This window comes from Plasticicumulans lactativorans, assembly GCF_004341245.1.
GTDB lineage: Bacteria > Pseudomonadota > Gammaproteobacteria > Competibacterales > Competibacteraceae > Plasticicumulans_A > Plasticicumulans_A lactativorans.
In genome coordinates this window covers 73156-89905 of sequence record NZ_SLWY01000007.1, presented here as the reverse complement: position 1 = coordinate 89905, position 16750 = coordinate 73156, and the positions used below count along the sequence as shown (strand labels likewise).

14 protein-coding genes are annotated in these 16750 nt (G+C 70.8%); 7 read left to right on the top strand and 7 right to left on the bottom strand.

Annotated features, from left to right (window positions below):
* Positions 1-15: 15 nt before the first annotated feature.
* Positions 16-1398 (bottom strand): MATE family efflux transporter, encoded by a 1383-nt coding sequence (locus tag EV699_RS07265; RefSeq protein ID WP_132540785.1) that lies wholly within the window; start codon positions 1396-1398, stop codon positions 16-18.
* Between the two features lie 156 nt (positions 1399-1554).
* On the opposite strand from EV699_RS07265, the gene EV699_RS07260 reads away from it, so the two are divergent.
* On the top strand, positions 1555-2652 hold the full coding sequence (locus EV699_RS07260) for a LacI family DNA-binding transcriptional regulator (RefSeq protein ID WP_132540782.1): 1098 nt from the start codon (positions 1555-1557) through the stop codon (positions 2650-2652).
* A 100-nt stretch (positions 2653-2752) separates the two neighbouring features.
* Here EV699_RS07260 and trxB read toward each other — a convergent pair whose 3' ends face one another.
* Both trxB and EV699_RS07250 read right to left on the bottom strand, forming a co-directional pair.
* A complete protein-coding gene (gene trxB, locus EV699_RS07255) occupies positions 2753-3703 on the bottom strand; it encodes a thioredoxin-disulfide reductase (RefSeq protein ID WP_132540779.1) in 951 nt (316 codons plus the stop codon).
* Between the two features lie 120 nt (positions 3704-3823).
* A complete protein-coding gene (locus tag EV699_RS07250; protein WP_132540776.1) occupies positions 3824-4423 on the bottom strand; it encodes a peroxiredoxin in 600 nt (199 codons plus the stop codon).
* A 211-nt stretch (positions 4424-4634) separates the two neighbouring features.
* Here EV699_RS07250 and purE point away from each other — a divergent pair, with 211 nt between their 5' ends.
* Together purE and EV699_RS07240 are read left to right on the top strand one after the other, a co-directional pair.
* Positions 4635-5129: a 5-(carboxyamino)imidazole ribonucleotide mutase gene (gene purE / locus EV699_RS07245; protein WP_132540773.1), complete on the top strand. Its 495-nt coding sequence runs from the start codon at positions 4635-4637 to the stop codon at positions 5127-5129.
* Positions 5130-5137: 8 nt separating this feature from the next.
* Positions 5138-6235, top strand: a complete 1098-nt coding sequence (locus tag EV699_RS07240; RefSeq protein WP_132541101.1) for a 5-(carboxyamino)imidazole ribonucleotide synthase — start codon at positions 5138-5140, stop codon at positions 6233-6235.
* Positions 6236-6298: 63 nt separating this feature from the next.
* Here the strand turns inward: EV699_RS07240 and EV699_RS07235 are convergent, their stop codons facing one another.
* From EV699_RS07235 to EV699_RS07225, 3 genes are all read right to left on the bottom strand, one after another.
* Entirely contained in the window at positions 6299-7543 is a 1245-nt protein-coding gene (locus EV699_RS07235; protein ID WP_132540770.1) for a patatin-like phospholipase family protein, read from the bottom strand.
* 231 nt (positions 7544-7774) lie between these two features.
* Positions 7775-9301, bottom strand: coding sequence for an alanine/glycine:cation symporter family protein (locus EV699_RS07230; RefSeq protein ID WP_132540767.1), 1527 nt, complete (start codon positions 9299-9301; stop codon positions 7775-7777).
* A gap of 274 nt (positions 9302-9575) precedes the next feature.
* Positions 9576-10508, bottom strand: a complete 933-nt coding sequence (locus EV699_RS07225; protein WP_132540764.1) for a hydrogen peroxide-inducible genes activator — start codon at positions 10506-10508, stop codon at positions 9576-9578.
* 442 nt (positions 10509-10950) lie between these two features.
* Here EV699_RS07225 and icd point away from each other — a divergent pair, with 442 nt between their 5' ends.
* The 4 genes from icd (at position 10951) to EV699_RS07205 (ending at position 15783) form a co-directional block, all read left to right on the top strand.
* Positions 10951-12717: an isocitrate dehydrogenase (NADP(+)) gene (gene icd, locus EV699_RS07220; protein WP_132540761.1), complete on the top strand. Its 1767-nt coding sequence runs from the start codon at positions 10951-10953 to the stop codon at positions 12715-12717.
* 173 nt (positions 12718-12890) lie between these two features.
* Positions 12891-13673, top strand: coding sequence for a (Fe-S)-binding protein (locus tag EV699_RS07215; RefSeq protein ID WP_132540758.1), 783 nt, complete (start codon positions 12891-12893; stop codon positions 13671-13673).
* 14 nt (positions 13674-13687) lie between these two features.
* Positions 13688-15115, top strand: coding sequence for a LutB/LldF family L-lactate oxidation iron-sulfur protein (locus EV699_RS07210; RefSeq protein WP_132540755.1), 1428 nt, complete (start codon positions 13688-13690; stop codon positions 15113-15115).
* Positions 15112-15783, top strand: coding sequence for a LutC/YkgG family protein (locus EV699_RS07205; RefSeq protein ID WP_132540752.1), 672 nt, complete (start codon positions 15112-15114; stop codon positions 15781-15783). The genes EV699_RS07210 and EV699_RS07205 overlap by 4 nt, the downstream gene beginning before the upstream one ends.
* Before the next feature lie 188 nt (positions 15784-15971).
* Here EV699_RS07205 and EV699_RS07200 read toward each other — a convergent pair whose 3' ends face one another.
* Positions 15972-16610 carry a hypothetical protein gene (locus tag EV699_RS07200; RefSeq protein WP_132540749.1) on the bottom strand — a complete coding sequence of 213 codons (639 nt, stop codon included), beginning with the start codon at positions 16608-16610 and terminating at the stop codon, positions 15972-15974.
* Positions 16611-16750: the final 140 nt, after the last annotated feature.

Genomic DNA, 16750 nt, shown 5'->3' with positions numbered 1-16750 from the left:
CCGGGGCAGGTGGGGTCAGGCGGGCTGCGCGGCGAGCGGCGGCGGCACCAGGGCCTTGCCGACCCAGGCGCGGCTGCGCCAGCGCGCCAGCATGGCGAGGCCGCGCACCCATTCGTCGATGGACAGCGCCCACCAGATGCCGACCAGCCCCCAGCCGAAGTGCAGCCCGAACAGCCAGGCGAGCGGGGCGGCGATGCCCCAGGTCGACAGCAGCCCGACCCACAGCGGGAAGCGGGCGTCGCCGGCGGCGCGCAGCGCGTTGATGACGACGAGGTTGAACACCCGTCCCGGTTCCAGCACCAGCGACCACACCAGCACGCTGGCAGCGAGCGCGATCACCGCGGGGTCGGCGCTGAAGGCACCGACGAAGGCGCGCCCGCCCACCGCCATCGCCGCCGCCAGCGCGGTGGCGACGAGCACGCCCAGGCGCAGGCTGTGCAGCAGCTGGCGGTAGGCCGCCTCGCGCCGCCCGGCGCCGACCTGGCGTGCGATCAGGATCTCGGTGCCGGCACCGATCGACTGGCTGAAGATCACCATCAGCCCCACCGCCTGCATCACGTAGGTCTGCGCGGCGAGCGCGGTGGCGCCGAGCTGCGCGGTGAAGGTGGTCACCAGCGTGAACATCGCGAACCATGACAGGTTCTCCCCGGCCGAGGGTGCGCCGATGTGCAGCACGTTGGCCATGTGGCCGCGCCAGTGGCCGCGCAGCTCGGCGATGCGCGGCCTGAGCCCGAGGCGGCGGTGCAGCAGGTGGAACAGCACCAGCATGCCGACGATGCGGCTGACCAGCGTCGAGATCGCCACGCCGAGCACGCCCAGCGCCGGCAGGCCGAAGTGCCCGAACACCAGCACCAGGTTGCCGACGATGTTGAGCACGTTGACGCCGAGCGTCACCCACATGCCGTCGCGGGTGTAGCCGTGGGCGCGCAGGATCGCCGACAGCGTCAGCGACACCGCCACCGCCGCCAGCCCGCCGCCGACCAGCGTCAGGAAGGTCACGCCGTCGGGGAGGAGCGCCGGCGGCAGCCCCATCCAGCCGAGGAAGGTCGGCGCCTGCAGCGCCAGCACCGCGCTCACCACCAGGCCGACCACGGCGTTGGCGAGCAGCGCGACGGTGGCGGCGTGGTGCACGCCCCGTTCGTCGCGCGCGCCGAGGAGCTGGCCGATCACCACCGCCGCACCGGTGCCGACGACGTTGAACAGCGTCATCAGCAGGCCGAGCATATGGTTGGACACACCGAGTGCGGCGACCGCGGCGTCCGACACGTGGCTCACCATGAAGGTGTCGACGGTGCCGGTGAGCACGTGCAGGGCCAGTTCGATGAAGATCGGCCAGGTCAGCGCGAACAGCGTCAGGCGCGGGCGGATCGTTGAGCCGGTGGCGGCGGCCGGAGTCATGATGCAGGGGTCCTCGTGTGGGGGTTGGCGTGGTGCCACGGCGGTGGCGGCGTCCCCGGCCTGGGGAAGGCGACCGATATCACCTATGACGACAAGGGACCATCGACCGCACTGAATCGTTTCAGCTAAATCGATTCAGATGCTATCCTAAAGCCTATGAAAGTCAATACCGACCCACCGAAACGCCGTGCCACGCTGAAGGACATCGCCACCGAGCTCGGCGTGGCGACCGCCACCGTGTCCAACGCCTACAACCGCCCCGACCAGCTCTCGCCGGCGCTGCGCGAGCGTATCTTCGAGGTGGCCGCACGCCTGGGCTACGCCGGGCCCGACCCGATGGCGCGCGGCCTGCGCCGCGGCCAGTCCGGGGCGATCGGCATCGTCCACCGCGAACGCCTGTCCTACGCCTTCAGCGACCCCGCTGCCTCGCTGTTCTTGCAGGGGATCGCGCGCGAGGTCGAGGCGGGCGGGCAGGGGCTCCTGCTGGTGTCGCGGCCGCCGGGCCAGGAACCGGAACTCGCCGCGATCAACAGCGCGGCGGTCGACGGCTTCGTGGTGCACTGCCTGACCGCCGACGATCCGCTGCTGCAGGCGGTGCTGCGCCGGCAGCTGCCGACGGTGCTGGTCGACCAGCCGGGCTTCGACGATCTGCCGTACGTGATGATCGACGACAGCGGAGGCGCCCGCGCGGCGGCGCAGCACGTGCTCGACCTGGGGCACCGGCGGCTCGGGGTGCTGGCGTTCCGGCTGACGCCGGATGCCACCGCCGGCATCGCCGACCGCCAGCGGCAGGAGGCGACGACCAACGTCGTCGCGCTGGCGCGCCTGCGCGGCTACGACGCCGCGCTGCGCGCGGTCGGGCTCGACTGGCACGAGCACGTCACCGTGTACGAATGCCTCGAACACACGCCGGCGGCGGGCCGGCTCGCCGCCGCGGCGTTGCTCGCCGCTCATCCACGGCCGACGGCGCTGCTGGCGATGAGCGACCAGCTCGCGCTCGGCGTGCTCGAATACGCCGCGCAGGCGGGGCTCGCGGTGCCGGCGCAGCTGTCGGTGGTCGGCTTCGACGACACCCCGGCGGCGGCGCTCGCCTCGCCGGCGCTGACCACGGTGTACCAGCCGCACGTCGACAAGGGCCGCTGGGCCGGCCGGCTGCTGCTCGCGCGGCTGCGCGGCGAGCCGTCGCCCGGCGCGGTCAGCCTGCCGACGCGCCTGGTGGTGCGCGAGTCGACCGCCGCCGTGCCGGGCGTCTAGTGCCGGCGCAAAAGGAAACGCCGGCCGGATCGTCCCTGTGATCCGGCCGGCGTGGTCTGGCGGCTGCCTGGGCCCGTGCGGGGCCCGCGGCCCCGGGGGGTTACTGCGATTCCAGCCAGCGCTCGGCGTCGAGCGCGGCCATGCAGCCGGTGCCCGCCGAGGTGACGGCCTGGCGGTAGACGTGGTCGGCCACGTCGCCGGCGGCGAACACCCCGGGGATGCTGGTCATCGTGGCTTCGCCGGCGAGCCCGCTCTTGACGATCAGGTAGCCGTTCTTCATTTCGAGCTGGCCCTGGAACAGGTCGGTGTTGGGCTTGTGGCCGATGGCGATGAACACGCCGCTCAGCGCCTCGTCGCGCGTCGCGCCGGTCTTCGCGTCCCGGATGCGTACGCCGGTGACGCCGCTGGCGTCGCCCAGCACCTCGTCGAGGGTGCTGTTCAGCGCGAGGCGGATTTTGCCGGTGGCGACCTTCTCGTGCAGGTGGTCGACCAGGATGGCCTCGGCGCGGAAGGTGTCGCGGCGGTGGATCAGCGTGACCTCGGCGGCGATGTTCGACAGGTACAGCGCCTCCTCGACTGCGGTGTTGCCGCCGCCGACCACGGCGACCTTCTGGTTGCGGTAGAAGAAGCCGTCGCAGGTGGCGCAGCCCGACACGCCCTTGCCCATGAAGGCCTCTTCGCTCGGCAGGCCGAGGTACTGCGCGCTGGCGCCGGTGGCGATGACCAGCGCGTCGCAGGTGTACTCGCCGCTGTCGCCGATCAGCCGGAACGGCCGCTCGCCGAGCTTCGCGGTGTGGATGTGATCGAAGATGATCTCGGTGCCGAAGCGCTCGGCGTGCTTGCGCATGCGCTCCATCAGGTCGGGGCCCATCAGGCCCTCGACGTCGCCGGGCCAGTTGTCGACCTCGGTCGTGGTGGTGAGCTGGCCGCCCATCTGCAGGCCGGTGACCAGCACGGGCTTGAGGTTGGCGCGGGCGGCGTAGACGGCGGCCGTGTAGCCGGCCGGGCCGGAGCCGAGAATCAGCAAGCGGGCGTGCCTGGTGCTGCTCATGACGGGTTCCTCGTGCGGTTCGCAGTGGCTAAGCGTAAACGCGCCGCGCGCGGCGCGCTTAGGTTTGGCCGCTGGGGGGGAGGGGCGCCCGCCCCGCGGGGGGCGGGCGCCGGGCAGGGCTTACAGCGCCTCGGCGGCTTCCGCCAGGTAGGCGGCCACGCCTTCGGCGGTCGGCTTCATGCCCTTGTCGCCCTTGTTCCAGCCGGCCGGGCAGACCTCGCCGAATTCCTCGGTGAACTGCAGCGCCTCGACCAGGCGCACCATCTCGTCGACGTTGCGGCCGAGCGGCAGGTTGTTGACGATCTGCGCCTGCACGACGCCGTCGCGGTCGATCAGGAAGGAGCCGCGCAGGGCGACGCCGTCCGGATGCTCGACGCCGTAGGCGCGGGCGATCTCGTGCTTGAGGTCGGCGACCAGCGGGAACTTGATGCGGCCGATGCCGCCCTTCTCGACCGGGGTCTCGCGCCAGGCGAAGTGCGTGAACTGCGAGTCGATCGACACGCCGACGATCTCCACGCCGAGTTCCTTGAAGCGCGCCACGCGGTTGTCGTGGGCGATGATCTCGGACGGGCAGACGAAGGTGAAGTCGAGCGGGTAGAAGAACAGCACCACGTACTTGCCGCGCAGGTCGGAGAGCTTGAAGTTCTCGACGATGCTGCCGTCGGCGAGGACGGCGGCGGCGGTGAAGTCGGGGGCCTGCTGGGTGACGAGTACGCTCATGGGGATAGCTCCTTGCGCTACGTGGGGGAAGGGGGCGCCCGCCGGCGGCGGACATGGGGCACGACGATAGCGGCCGGGGCGGTATTGTGGAAATTGAATTCCTGAATTCAAGCGATAGCGACTCGCTATCTCATCCCTCTTGCCGTCGCGCTGGCGGCGACCTTGCGGGCGCGGTGGCCGCCACCACGACGGCGCGGCTAGAATGCCGACGATGAACGCACTCGTCGGCCTGATCATGGGCTCCCGATCCGACTGGAGCACCCTCGAACACGCGGCGGCCACCCTCGACAGCCTCGGGGTGCCGTACGAAGTCCGCGTGGTGTCCGCCCACCGCACGCCTGACCTGCTGTTCGAGTACGCCGCGAGCGCCGAGGCCCGCGGGCTCGAAGTGATCATCGCCGGCGCCGGCGGTGCGGCCCACCTGCCGGGCATGGTCGCCGCCAAGACGGTGCTGCCGGTGCTCGGCGTGCCGGTGCAGTCGGCGGCGCTGAACGGCCTGGACTCGCTGCTCTCGATCGTGCAGATGCCGGGCGGCATCCCGGTCGGCACGCTGGCGATCGGCAAGGCCGGGGCGATCAACGCCGCGCTGCTCGCCGCGAGCCTGCTCGGCAACAAGTACCCGGCGCTGCGCGAGGCGGTGCGCGCCTTCCGCGCGCGCCAGACCGACACCGTGCTCGCCGACCCCGACCCGAGGCGCGCGCCGTGAGCGAGGACATCAGCAGCGTCGGCATCGTCGGTGGTGGCCAGCTCGCGCGCATGCTGGCGCTCGCCGGCTATCCGCTCGGCCTGCGCTGCGTGGTGCTCGACCCGGCGAGCGACGCCTGCGCCGGCCAGGTCGCGCCGCAGGTGCACGGCGAGTACGACGACCTCGAAGCGCTCGACGAACTCGCGCGGCGCAGCGACGTGGTCACCTTCGACTTCGAGAACGTGCCGGCCGCCGCGCTCGCCCACCTCGCCGACGAGGTGCCGGTGCATCCGTGCCCGGCGGCGCTCGCCTGCGCGCAGGACCGCCTCGCCGAGAAGACCCTGTTCAACCAGCTCGGCATCGGCACCGCGCCGTACGCCACGGTCGACAGCCGCGAGCAGCTCGGCGCGGCGGTCGCCACGATCGGCCTGCCGGCGGTGCTGAAGACGCGCCGCCTCGGCTACGACGGCAAGGGCCAGCAGGTGCTGCGCAGCGCCGCCGACCTCGACACCGCCTGGGACGCGCTCGGCGGCGTGCCGCTGATCCTCGAAGGCTTCGTCGACTTCACGCGCGAGCTGTCGATCCTCGCGGTGCGCAGCCTGAGCGGCGAGGAGGCGTTCTACCCGCTCACCGAGAACCGTCACGCCGACGGCATCCTGCGCCTGTCACGCGCCCCCTGCGCCGATGCCGCGCTGCAGGCCGCGGCGCAGGACTGCGCGCGCGCCGTGGTCGAGCGCCTGGACTACGTCGGCGTGCTGGCGATCGAGTTCTTCGACTGCGGCGGGCGCCTGATCGCCAACGAGATGGCGCCGCGCGTGCACAACTCCGGGCACTGGACCATCGAGGGCGCGCGCACCAGCCAGTTCGAGAACCACCTGCGCGCGATCTGCGGCCTGCCGCTTGGCTCGACCGCGGCGCTCGGGCCGGTGGCGATGCTGAACTTCATCGGCCGCCTGCCGCCGCGCGAAGCCTTCCTCGCCCACCCCGACGTGCACTGGCACGACTACGGCAAGGTCCCGCGCCACGGCCGCAAGGTCGGCCACGCCACGCTGTGCGCCGACAGCCCCGCCGCGCTCGACGCGCTGCTGGCCACGCTCGCCCCGCAGGTGCCGGCCGACGCCGGCTGAGCGTCGCCCGCCAGCCTTCCCCGATCCGCCTGCCCGGCCCGCGCGGGGCCGGGCGCTGCGCGCTCAGCGTCCCGTGGCGACGCGGGCGCCGGGCGTCGCCGCCGGCGCGACGTAGCCGGGGGGCGCCTTCTGCCACGGGTAGCCGGCGCGGGCCAGGCGTTCGCCGTACTCGAACAGCGGACGCATGTAGTCGGGATCGAAATCCTCCTTGTGCTCGACGGTGAAGTCCTTGCCGATGTAGGCGAGGTTGTAGTCGACGCCGTCGCGCTGCGTGGTCGCGTAGATGCGGTACAGGTCGCCGATGCCCTGGGTCAGGATCAGCGATGACACCGCGCGCGCGGCGATGTCGAGCGTGCGCCGTTCGACGCTCGCCCACTCCGGGTCGAGGCGGGCGTTGCGGATGATCCAGGCATGGCGTTCGCGGGTGAGGCCCTGCTGGCGCCCGAGTGCCTTGAGGTCGAGCGCGGGCGGGTAGAGGAACACCTGCGCCGCGGTGCCGCCGTCGACGTGCATCTCCTGGTAGCGCCTGCCGTCGACCTCGACGTCGATCATCACCGGCGGGAACGCCCCGGGGATCGAGGCCGAGGCGAGCATGATGCTGCGGAACAGGGCCGCCGCCCCCGGCGCCCCGCTGGCGGCGATCGCGCCCATGTTCCAGATCACCGGGCGGCGGGCGTCGATGTCGGTGGTCGCGATCAGCAGCAGACGGCCCTGGGCGTACTCGTCGGCCACCCGCTTGAGGAAGGCGTCGTCGACGTAGCGGCCGAGCAGCGTCCACAGCGGCCGTGTATCGGCCATGCCGTCGTTGTTGATCGCAGCGAGCGCGCTGCGCTGATGGAAGATGTCGGACTGGCGCGTGCCGGTGTAGACCTCCTTCAGCACCGCGTCGTACTCCGGGCCGAGAAAGGCGAACGGTGCGATCAGCGCACCGGTGCTGATGCCGGTGACGCCCTTGAACACCGGGCGCGTGCCCGTGGCGCTCCAGCCGTTGAGCAGCCCCGCGCCGAAGGCGCCGTCGTCGCCGCCGCCGGAGAGGGCGAGGAAGTGCGCCGGCGGCAGCGGGCCGCGCAGGCCCTGGCGGGCGCGGTACGCCTGCTCGCGGCGGACCGACTCGAGGCCTTCGCGGGCGAACTCCGAGATGTCGCTGCCCACCCAGTAGCGCACGTTCGCGGGCAGGCCGGGCACGACCGCGCGGGTCGTGTCGGTGACGGGCACGGCGGGCTGGCGTTCCGGCAGCGCGCACCCGGACAGGGTCAGCGCGAGCGACAGCGCCGCGACAGCGGCGCCTCGCAGGAGATAGGTCGACATCGTCAGGCTCCTCGTGCCCGCTCGCCGAGCGGGGGATGGTGATGGTCGGGCGGGTCCGCCGCAGGCTGGCAGCGTTTCGTGACGGTACGTCGTCGCAGGCGGTCGCGCGTTGCCGGCGGGCGCCTGCGCGGCGATGCGGCATAGCGTACCTGCGGCGCAAGAAAAAGGCGGCCCGGAGGCCGCCTTGGGGGTTTCAGGTGAGCGCTGCCTGCCGGCGCCCGGCGGGTGCGGTCACTGCGCCGCTGCGGCGGCCAGCTTTAATTCGCCGCGCTGCAGCCGCTTCCAGTAGGTGGCGAGGTCGGTCCGGACCACGCCGGCCAGCAGGTACAGGCCGATGATGTTGACCACGCCCATCGAGAAGAACATCGCATCGGAGACGTCGACGACGGTGTCGAGGCTCAGCGTGCAGCCGATCACGCACACGACGAGGAACAGCAGCTTGAAGCTCACGTCCATCGCGCGCGACTCGCCGAACAGGTAGGTCCACGCCTTCAGGCCGTAGTACGAGTAGGAGATCTGCGTCGAGAAGGCGAACAGCACCACCGAGGCGGTCAGCACGTAGCGGAAGAACGGGTGCACGCTGCCGAAGGCCGCCGAGGTCAGCTCCACGCCGCTCATGCCGGGCTGGGTGTACATGCCGGTGACGACCATCACCAGTGCGGTCATGGTGCAGATCACGATGGTGTCGATGAAGGGTTCGAGCAGCGACACGAAGCCCTCGGTCACCGGGGTGTCGGTCTTCACCGCGGCGTGCGCGATCGGCGAGGTGCCGATGCCGGCCTCGTTCGAGAACGCGGCGCGGCGGAAGCCCTGGATCATCGCGCCGATCACGCCGCCGGCGACGCCCTCGGCCGAGAACGCGCCGTTGAAGATCGCCGCGAAGGCGTCGGGGATGTGCGCGGCGTTGGTGAGCAGCACGATCAGCGCCGACCCGATGTACAGCACGGCCATGAACGGCACCAGCTTGTCGGTGACCTTGGCGATGCTCTTGATGCCGCCGATGATCACCAGGCCCAGCACCACCGCCCAGGCGATGCCGAACAGCGCGGCGTTGCCCGCGAGCACGCTGCCCGCGCCACCGGTGATGTTGACCATCTGCTGGTACACCTGATTGATCTGGAACAGGTTGCCGGCGCCGAGCGTGCCGCCGATGCAGCACACCGCGAAGGCCAGCGCCATCCAGCGGCCCAGGCGCGGCAGGCCGATCTCGGCCAGGCCGTGACGCAGGTAGTACATCGGGCCGCCCGACACCGAGCCGTCGGCGTTGGTCTGGCGGTACTTCACGCCCAGCGTGCATTCGACGAACTTGGTCGACATGCCGAGGAAGCCCGCGAGCACCATCCAGAACGCCGCGCCGGGGCCGCCGATCGAGATCGCGATCGCCACGCCGGCGATGTTGCCGAGGCCCACGGTGCCGGAGACGGCGGTCGCCAGCGCCTGGAAGTGCGACACCTCACCGGTGCTGTTGGGGTCGGAATAGTCGCCGCGCACCAGGCGCAGCGCGTGGCCGAAGCCGCGCAGGTTGATGAAGCCGAGGCGCACCGTGAAGAAGGCCGCGGCGATGATCAGCCAGCCGACGATCAGCGGCACCTTCACGCCACCGATGTCGACGGCGTAGAAGATCACCCCCGACAGCGCGTTGGCGAACGGGGTGATGGCGGTGTTGATGGCGGCGTCGAGGCCGGCGGTCGGCTCGGCGGCGAGGGCGGTGCCGGCGCAGACGAGCGCCAGCAGCCCGACGAGGGCTCTGCTGAACATGGGGTGTCTCCTCACGTTGATGGGGCTGCTTGGTGGGGCTGCCCTGGCTCTCGCCGCGGCGCTGCTTCCTCGTGGGAACGCGGGCGCCGCAGGGGCTCGGGTCGGGTGACGCCCGAAGGTGGCGTCTGGGGCGGCATTCTAGGGAGGAAGGCGGGGAGGATCTTTTCGAATGCACTGCCATTGAGCCGATAGTTCGGCAATATCGTTGGCAGATTGACTTATTTCCCGGCAGGATTTGCGGTTTGATTTGCTGCGAAGCAGCATTGTCGTCGGTTCAGGCGTTGAGCACCTCGATGCCGGGTGCGAACGGGCACTGGCGCACCGCCTCGGCGATCGCCCGCACCGCCGCCGGGCGCGGGAAGCTCTTGCGCCAGGCGAGCGCCACCTCGCGCTGCGGCCCCGGCTCGGCGAAGGGGCGCACGCTGACCAGATCGCGCGACTGCGCGTAGTCGTTCACCGAGGTCTGCGGCAGCACGGTGACGCCCATGCCGGTGGCGACCATCAGCCGGATGGTTTCGAGCGAGCTACCCTCGAAGGTGCGCTGCATGTTGTCGGACGACACCGCCGCGCGGTTGCACTCGGGGCAGGCCTGCAGCACCTGATCGCGGAAGCAGTGCCCGGCGCCGAGCAGCAGCAGGTCCTCCTGCGCGAGCATGCGCGGGGTGACGGCGTCCTCGCGTTCGAGCGGGTGGCCGGCCGGCATCAGCACCACGAAGGGCTCGCGGTACAGCGCCTCGGTGAGCACGCCGCTCTCCTCGAACGGCAGTGACAGGATCAGCACATCGAGCTTGCCCTGCTTGAGCCGCTCGGCGAGCACCGCGGTGTAGTTCTCGTCGATCTGCAGCGGCATCTTCGGCGCGCGCTCGCGCAGGTGCTGGATCAGCGGCGGCAGCAGGTAGGGGCCGATGGTGTAGATGACGCCCAGGCGCAGCACGCCGACCAGCTCGTCCTTGCCCTGCGCGGCGATCGCACGCACCACGTCGGCCTCTTCGAGCACGCGCTGGGCCTGCTCGACGATGCGCCGGCCGACCGGCGTCATCGTCACCTCGCCGGGGCCGCGCTCGAACAGGATCACGCCGAGCTCCTCCTCGAGCTTGCGCACTGCCACCGAGAGGGTGGGCTGGCTGACGAAGCAGGCCTCGGCGGCGTGACCGAAATGCCGTTCGCGGGCGACGGCGACGATGTAGCGCAGTTCGGTGAGGGTCACGGGGCTGGGTCCTCGGTGAAGATCGCCGGGCGGCGCGCGCAGCGAGTGTCGGGGGCGTCGCCGGTGCTGTCAAAACCGCCCGCCGCCGTCCCGCCGCCGCCGGCGGTCCGGTGGACAGTCCGGGTGATTCTGTGTAGCTTGTCGCGCGGCTGGAACACCCGGCGAAAAGCACAGAATCAGCAGGCCGGGCGATGAGTTGGAAGCGTGACGGCGTTCCTGTTCGTGGTCCGGATCCGAGCAGTTTCCCTCCGAGACACCTCCTCCGCACATTGAGCCGCGCGCTAGCTCGCGCTGCGACTCCGACGTGTGGATACACGACCAAGGCGCGCCGCCGCTTTCCGCTCGCAGAGTGGGGGTTGCGGTTTTTTTTTTGCGTTCCAGCCCTGGCGCACCGCGTATTCACAGTGAAGTCTGCGCATCGGCAGACGGCTAAGGAGGTCTCATGGCGTTCAAGCACATCAAGTATCCCTCGACCGGCGAAAAGATCACGGTCCAGGACGGCAGGCTGCACGTGCCGGACCAGCCGATCGTCGGTTACGTCGAGGGTGACGGCATCGGCCCCGACATCACGCGCGCGTGCCTGCGGGTGTGGGATGCGGCGGTGGAGCAGGCCTACGGCGGCACGCGCAAGATCCACTGGTGCGAGCTGTTCATGGGCGAGAAGGCCGCCGAGATCTACGAGGGCAACTACTTTCCCGACGAGACCCTCGAAGCCCTGAAGGACCTGATCGTCTCGATCAAGGGTCCGCTGACCACTCCCGTCGGCGGTGGCTTCCGTTCGCTGAACGTCGCGCTGCGCCAGGAACTCGACCTCTACGCCTGCGTGCGCCCGGTGCGCTACTACGCCGGCGTGCCCTCGCCGATGGTGCACCCCGAACTCGTCGACGTGGTGATCTTCCGCGAGAACACCGAGGACGTTTACTCGGGCATCGAATACAAGGCCGGCACGCCGGAGAACGCCAAGGTTGCCAAGTTCCTGCGCGAGGAGATGGGCGCGGAGTTCTTCGAGGGCGCCGGTCTCGGCATCAAGCCGGTGTCGGCCTTCGGCACCAAGCGCCTGGTGCGCAAGGCGATCCAGTACGCGATCGACCACAAGAAGGACTCCGTGACGCTTGTCCACAAGGGCAACATCATGAAGTTCACCGAGGGCGCGTTCCGCAACTGGGGCTACGAGGTCGCGCGCGACGAGTTCGGCGACGTGACGATCACCGAGGACGAGCTGTACAGCGTCTACGGTGGCGTGCAGCCGGAAGGCAAGATCGTCATCAAGGACCGCATCGCCGACATCATCTTCCAGTTGCTGCAGCTGCGTCCGGCCGAGTTCTCGGTGCTCGCCACGCTGAACCTGAACGGCGACTACCTCTCCGACTCGGCCGCGGCCCACGTCGGCGGCGTCGGTATCGCCCCCGGTGCGAACATCGCCGATTTCGTCGCCGTGTTCGAGGCCACCCACGGCACCGCGCCCAAGTATGCCGGGCTCGACAAGGTCAACCCGGGGTCGCTGCTGCTCTCCGGCGTGATGATGCTCGAATACATGGGCTGGCAGGAGGCTGCGGACCTGATCAACTCGGGCCTGACCAAGGTCATCGCCGACAAGACCGTCACCTACGACTTCGCCCGCCAGATGGAAGGCGCGACCGAGGTCAAGACCAGCGAGTTCGGCGACCTGATCATCGCCAAGATCCGCGGCGAGACCGCCGCGCTGGTCAAGGAGGCCGCCGCCCGCCGCGCCCAGGTCGAGGCCGAGAAGTCCAAGCTCGGCGACGAGCGCGCTGCCGATCCGACCCAGGCGCAGAAGGCCTCGGGCCGCATCCCGCACACGGTCTCCGACATCATGCACAAGGTGGTGTCGATCTCCGGCGAGGCGACCGTCAACACCGCGATGCACATCATGCGCGAGAAGCGCATCAGCTCGATCATCGTCGAGCCCGACGCCTCGGGGCAGTGGGGCATCATGACCCAGACCGACGTGGTCAAGAAGATCGTCAACGCCAACCGCTCGCCGGCGCGCGTCAAGGTCAGCGAGATCACCACGCGTCCGCTGGTGATCGCACCGATGGACCTGTCGCTGCATGAAGCTTCGGGCAAGATGATCGAGGCGCACGTGCGCCGCGTCGTGGTCGGCAAGGATGGCGTGCCGGTCGGCATCGTCTCCGACATGGACCTGTTCCGCACCGTCGAGGAGTTCGGCTGGGGCACCGACGCCTGAGCGGCGTCCCGGACCTCGCCCGCCGCGCGAACGCCGGCCGATCCCCATGGGGTCGGCCGGCGTTTTTCATTGGCGACCCCACCGCGGGCCCGCGGCGCCGCCCCGGCCGCTTCGCCCGGGGTGTTATGCTGAACCGGTCATATGGTCATACCAATTTGCCTGAGGAGAGCGCGATGACATCTGCGTCCGGCCCCGTCGCGAGCGGCAAGCCGCGTGTCGGCCTGTTCGTGACCTGCCTTGCGGACCTGTTCCGACCTTCGGTCGCCTTCGCCACCGTCAAGCTGCTGGAGGACGTCGGCTGTACCGTGGAGGCGCCGGCGGTGCAGACCTGCTGCGGCCAGCCGGCCTTCAACTCGGGCGACCGGGCCGATGCGCGCGCGCTCGCCGAGGCGGTCATCGCCGCCTTCGAGGGCTACGAATTCGTGGTCGGGCCGTCGGGCTCGTGCATCGGCATGCTGCGCCACTACCCCGAACTGTTCGAACCCGGCAGCCCCTGGCACGGTCGTGCCGAGCGGCTCGCCGCGCGCAGCCACGAGATCGTCTCCTTCCTCGTCGACGTGCTCGGGGTGCACGGGGTCAACGCCCACTATGCGGGCACCGTGACCTACCACGACTCCTGCTCGGGGCTGCGCGAACTCGGCGTGAAGGCGCAGCCGCGCGCGCTGCTCGCGACGGTCGCCGGCCTCAGCCTCACCGAGATGACCGACAGCGAGGTGTGCTGCGGCTTCGGCGGCACCTTCTGCATCAAGTACCCGGAGATCTCGAACCGCATGGTCTCGGACAAGATCGCCAACATCGCCGCCAGCGGCGCCGACACGCTGCTCGCCGGCGACCTCGGCTGCCTGCTCAACATCGGCGGCAAGCTCAAGCGCGAGGGCTCGCCGGTGCGCGTCTGGCACGTCGCCGAGGTGCTCGCCGGCATGACCGACGGCGCGCCGATCGGCGACGCCCGCTAGCGGAGGGCCCGGCCGTGCACATCACCAGCCCCAGCTTCAAGGCCAACGCCCGCGCGGCGCTCGCCGACGCGCCGCTGCAGCGCGCGCTCGGCAACCTGCGCGCGGGCTTCCCCGGCAAGCGCGCCGCCGCGGTGGCGCGCCTGCCCGAGTTCGAGGCGCTGCGCGATGCCGCGCGCGACCTCAAGAACCACATCCTCGAACACCTCGACTTCTACCTCGAAACCTTCGAGGCCAACGTCAAGCAGCACGGCGGCCAGGTGCACTGGGCGCGCGACGCCGAGGAGGCGCGCCAGATCATCCTCGGCCTCTGCCAGCAGGCCGGCGCGAAGACGGTCACCAAGGGCAAGTCGATGATCACCGAGGAGATCGGGCTCAACGACTACCTCGCGCAGCACGGCATCGAGCCGATCGAGACCGACCTCGGCGAGTACATCCTGCAACTGCGCGGCGAGCACCCGAGCCACATCATCGCCCCGGCGATCCACGTCAACCTCGACCAGGTCTCCGACGCCTTCCACGCCCACCACGGCAGGTACGGCAAGACCGAACGCCAGACCGAGCCGCGTCAGCTCATGAACGAGGCGCGCGAGATCCTGCGCGACAAGTTCCTGGCCGCCGACGTCGGCATCACCGGCGCGAACTTCTGCATCGCCGAGACCGGCACCACGGTCATCGTCACCAACGAGGGCAACGGCGACCTGACGCAGACGCTGCCACGCGTGCACATCGCCGTGACCAGCATCGAGAAGGTCGTGCCGACGCTGGAGGACGCCACGCTGCTGCACCGCCTGCTGTCGCGCTCGGCGACCGGGCAGGAGATCGAGGTCTACGGCACCTGGTCGAGCGGCCCGCGCCGCCCCGGCGACCCCGACGGCCCGAGCGAGTACCACGTGGTGCTGCTCGACAACGGCCGCTCCAACATGCTCGGCAGCGAGTTCCAGGACATGCTGCGCTGCATCCGCTGTTCGGCGTGCATGAACCACTGCCCGGTGTACGGCGCGATCGGCGGCCATGCCTACGGCTGGGTCTACCCCGGGCCGATGGGCTCGGTGCTGACGCCGCAGTTCATCGGCATCGAGAACGCCGCCAACCTGCCCAACGCCAGCACCTTCTGCGGCCGCTGCGAGAGCGTCTGCCCGGTGCGCATCCCGCTGCCGAAGCTGATGCGCCACTGGCGCGCGCGCGAGTACGAGAAGCACCTGACGCCGCAGGGCTTCCGCTTCGGCCTCGGGGTGTGGGCCTGGTGCGTGCGCCGGCCGGCGCTGTACCGCCGGCTGACGCGCATCGGCGCGTGCGTGCTGAAGGTGCTGGGCGGCAAGACCGGGCGCATCCGCTCGCTGCCGCTGGCCGGCGGCTGGACCGCATGGCGCGACCTGCCGGCGCCGCAGGGGCGGACCTTCTTCGAGCAATGGGCCGAACGCCGGCCCGGAGGTGGGCGATGAGCGGGCGCGACGCGATCCTCGGCAACATCCGCAGGGGGCTCGGGCGCGGCGGGCCGCTCGACGGCGCCGCGCGCGCCGCCTGCGAGGAGCGCCTGCGCGCGCACCGCCCGGTGCTGATCCCGGCGCGCGCGCAACGGCCGCACGACGAGCAGGTGGCGCTGTTCGTGGCGATGGCGACCGAGGCCGCGGCCTCGGTCGCGCGCGTCGCCGGCGCCGACGACGTGCCCGCCGCGGTCGCCGCCTTCCTCGACCAGGGCGGCTACCCGCGCCGCGCGGTGATCGCCCCGGCGCAGGCCGTCAGCGGGCTCGACTGGGCCGCCGCCGGCATCGAGGTCGAGGCGCGCGCCGCGCGCAACGGCGACCGCGCCAGCGTCACCCCGGCCTTCGCCGGCATCGCCGAGACCGGCACGCTGATGCTGCTGTCCGGCCCCGACAGCCCGACCACGCTGAACTTCCTGCCCGACGCACACGTCGTCGTGCTCGATGCCGCGCGCATCGTCGGCCCCTACGAGGACGCCTGGGCCTGGCTGCGCCGCGAGCGTGGCCTGCCGCTGCCGCGCACCGTCAACTGGATCTCCGGCCCCTCGCGCAGTGCCGACATCGAGCAGAAGCTGCAGATGGGCGCGCACGGCCCGATCCAGCTGCACATCGTGCTGGTCGGCGACTAGCGCCCGCGCGGTGCCGGTCCCGCGGATCCCCCGGCGCGCGACGTGACGGTGGCGCGCCGGGGGAATGGGGCGGTCCCCTTCCGCAAGCAGTAGCCGGCAACATCGTGCGTGCGACGCATGGGGGCGTGCGGGCCGTGGAGGGGCCCTGCGCGTGCCCGGGGCGGTGGTGGCGCGCTTCTTTCCAGGCTTCAGAGGATGGTGCAGCAGCCTACTTTCTGCGCACCCTGGGCCTGCGTCGGAAACTGGTAAAGCATGTCGGGGGTCACCGCGCCGAAATCGGGGTTGCCGGGCAGGCCGATGGCGATCGAGGCCTGGTTGTCGTCGCCGCCGTAGAGATTGGTGACGCCTTTCACCGCGTGGATGGTCCGGTGCGGCGTGGAGCCCGGCACCACGGTCGTGTTCACGGTGCCCTTGCTCTTGACGTAGCCGATCTGGCAGCCGCCGCCGTGATTCCGGGTCACCTTGATGTCATCCGTCGCCGCGCTGACGGCGTCGCCGGGCAGCAGGATGCCGGTGATCGTGCCGGCGTAGTGGACGGCCGCTGCGATGCAGCGCAGCTGGGATTTCAGCTGGACCAGTTCCATGCCGGGGCTGAAGCGGTTGCGGTGGGTGATGCCGTAGAGGTGCTGGATGCCCAGCGGCCCCATCGTCGCCAGGTGCGCCCCGATGTGCGCCGCTCTGGCGTCGAGGTTTTGGGTGTCGCTGGACAGGTGGACCCCGATCAGGCCGGCGGCCGTCTCGATGACGAGGGCCATGCAGGTCTGCACGCTGGGAAACACGATGGTCGTCGGATCATCGCCATACATGTTGGTGTCGAGGTAAATCACGGCATGCACCTCCTCTGCCGACGGGGGGCGGTTCCCGCCCGTGCCGGCAGACAGCCGCGGGCAGGCGGTGGCGCGGCCGGGCCGAGTCCGAATATAGATCACGTGCGGACGGCGTGGCCGCGCGGGCCCGGGGGGGGGTC

Excerpts from the sequence above, each read along its gene's own strand:
- EV699_RS07265 (WP_132540785.1), bottom strand. The coding sequence starts at position 1,398 with ATGACTCCGGCCGCCGCCACCGGCTCAACGATCCGCCCGCGCCTGACG.
- icd (WP_132540761.1), top strand. The coding sequence starts at position 10,951 with ATGGCGTTCAAGCACATCAAGTATCCCTCGACCGGCGAAAAGATCACG.
- EV699_RS07230 (WP_132540767.1), bottom strand. The coding sequence starts at position 9,301 with ATGTTCAGCAGAGCCCTCGTCGGGCTGCTGGCGCTCGTCTGCGCCGGC.
- EV699_RS07215 (WP_132540758.1), top strand. The coding sequence starts at position 12,891 with ATGACATCTGCGTCCGGCCCCGTCGCGAGCGGCAAGCCGCGTGTCGGC.
- EV699_RS07205 (WP_132540752.1), top strand. The coding sequence starts at position 15,112 with ATGAGCGGGCGCGACGCGATCCTCGGCAACATCCGCAGGGGGCTCGGG.
- EV699_RS07235 (WP_132540770.1), bottom strand. The coding sequence starts at position 7,543 with ATGTCGACCTATCTCCTGCGAGGCGCCGCTGTCGCGGCGCTGTCGCTC.
- EV699_RS07260 (WP_132540782.1), top strand. The coding sequence starts at position 1,555 with ATGAAAGTCAATACCGACCCACCGAAACGCCGTGCCACGCTGAAGGAC.
- EV699_RS07250 (WP_132540776.1), bottom strand. The coding sequence starts at position 4,423 with ATGAGCGTACTCGTCACCCAGCAGGCCCCCGACTTCACCGCCGCCGCC.
- purE (WP_132540773.1), top strand. The coding sequence starts at position 4,635 with ATGAACGCACTCGTCGGCCTGATCATGGGCTCCCGATCCGACTGGAGC.
- trxB (WP_132540779.1), bottom strand. The coding sequence starts at position 3,703 with ATGAGCAGCACCAGGCACGCCCGCTTGCTGATTCTCGGCTCCGGCCCG.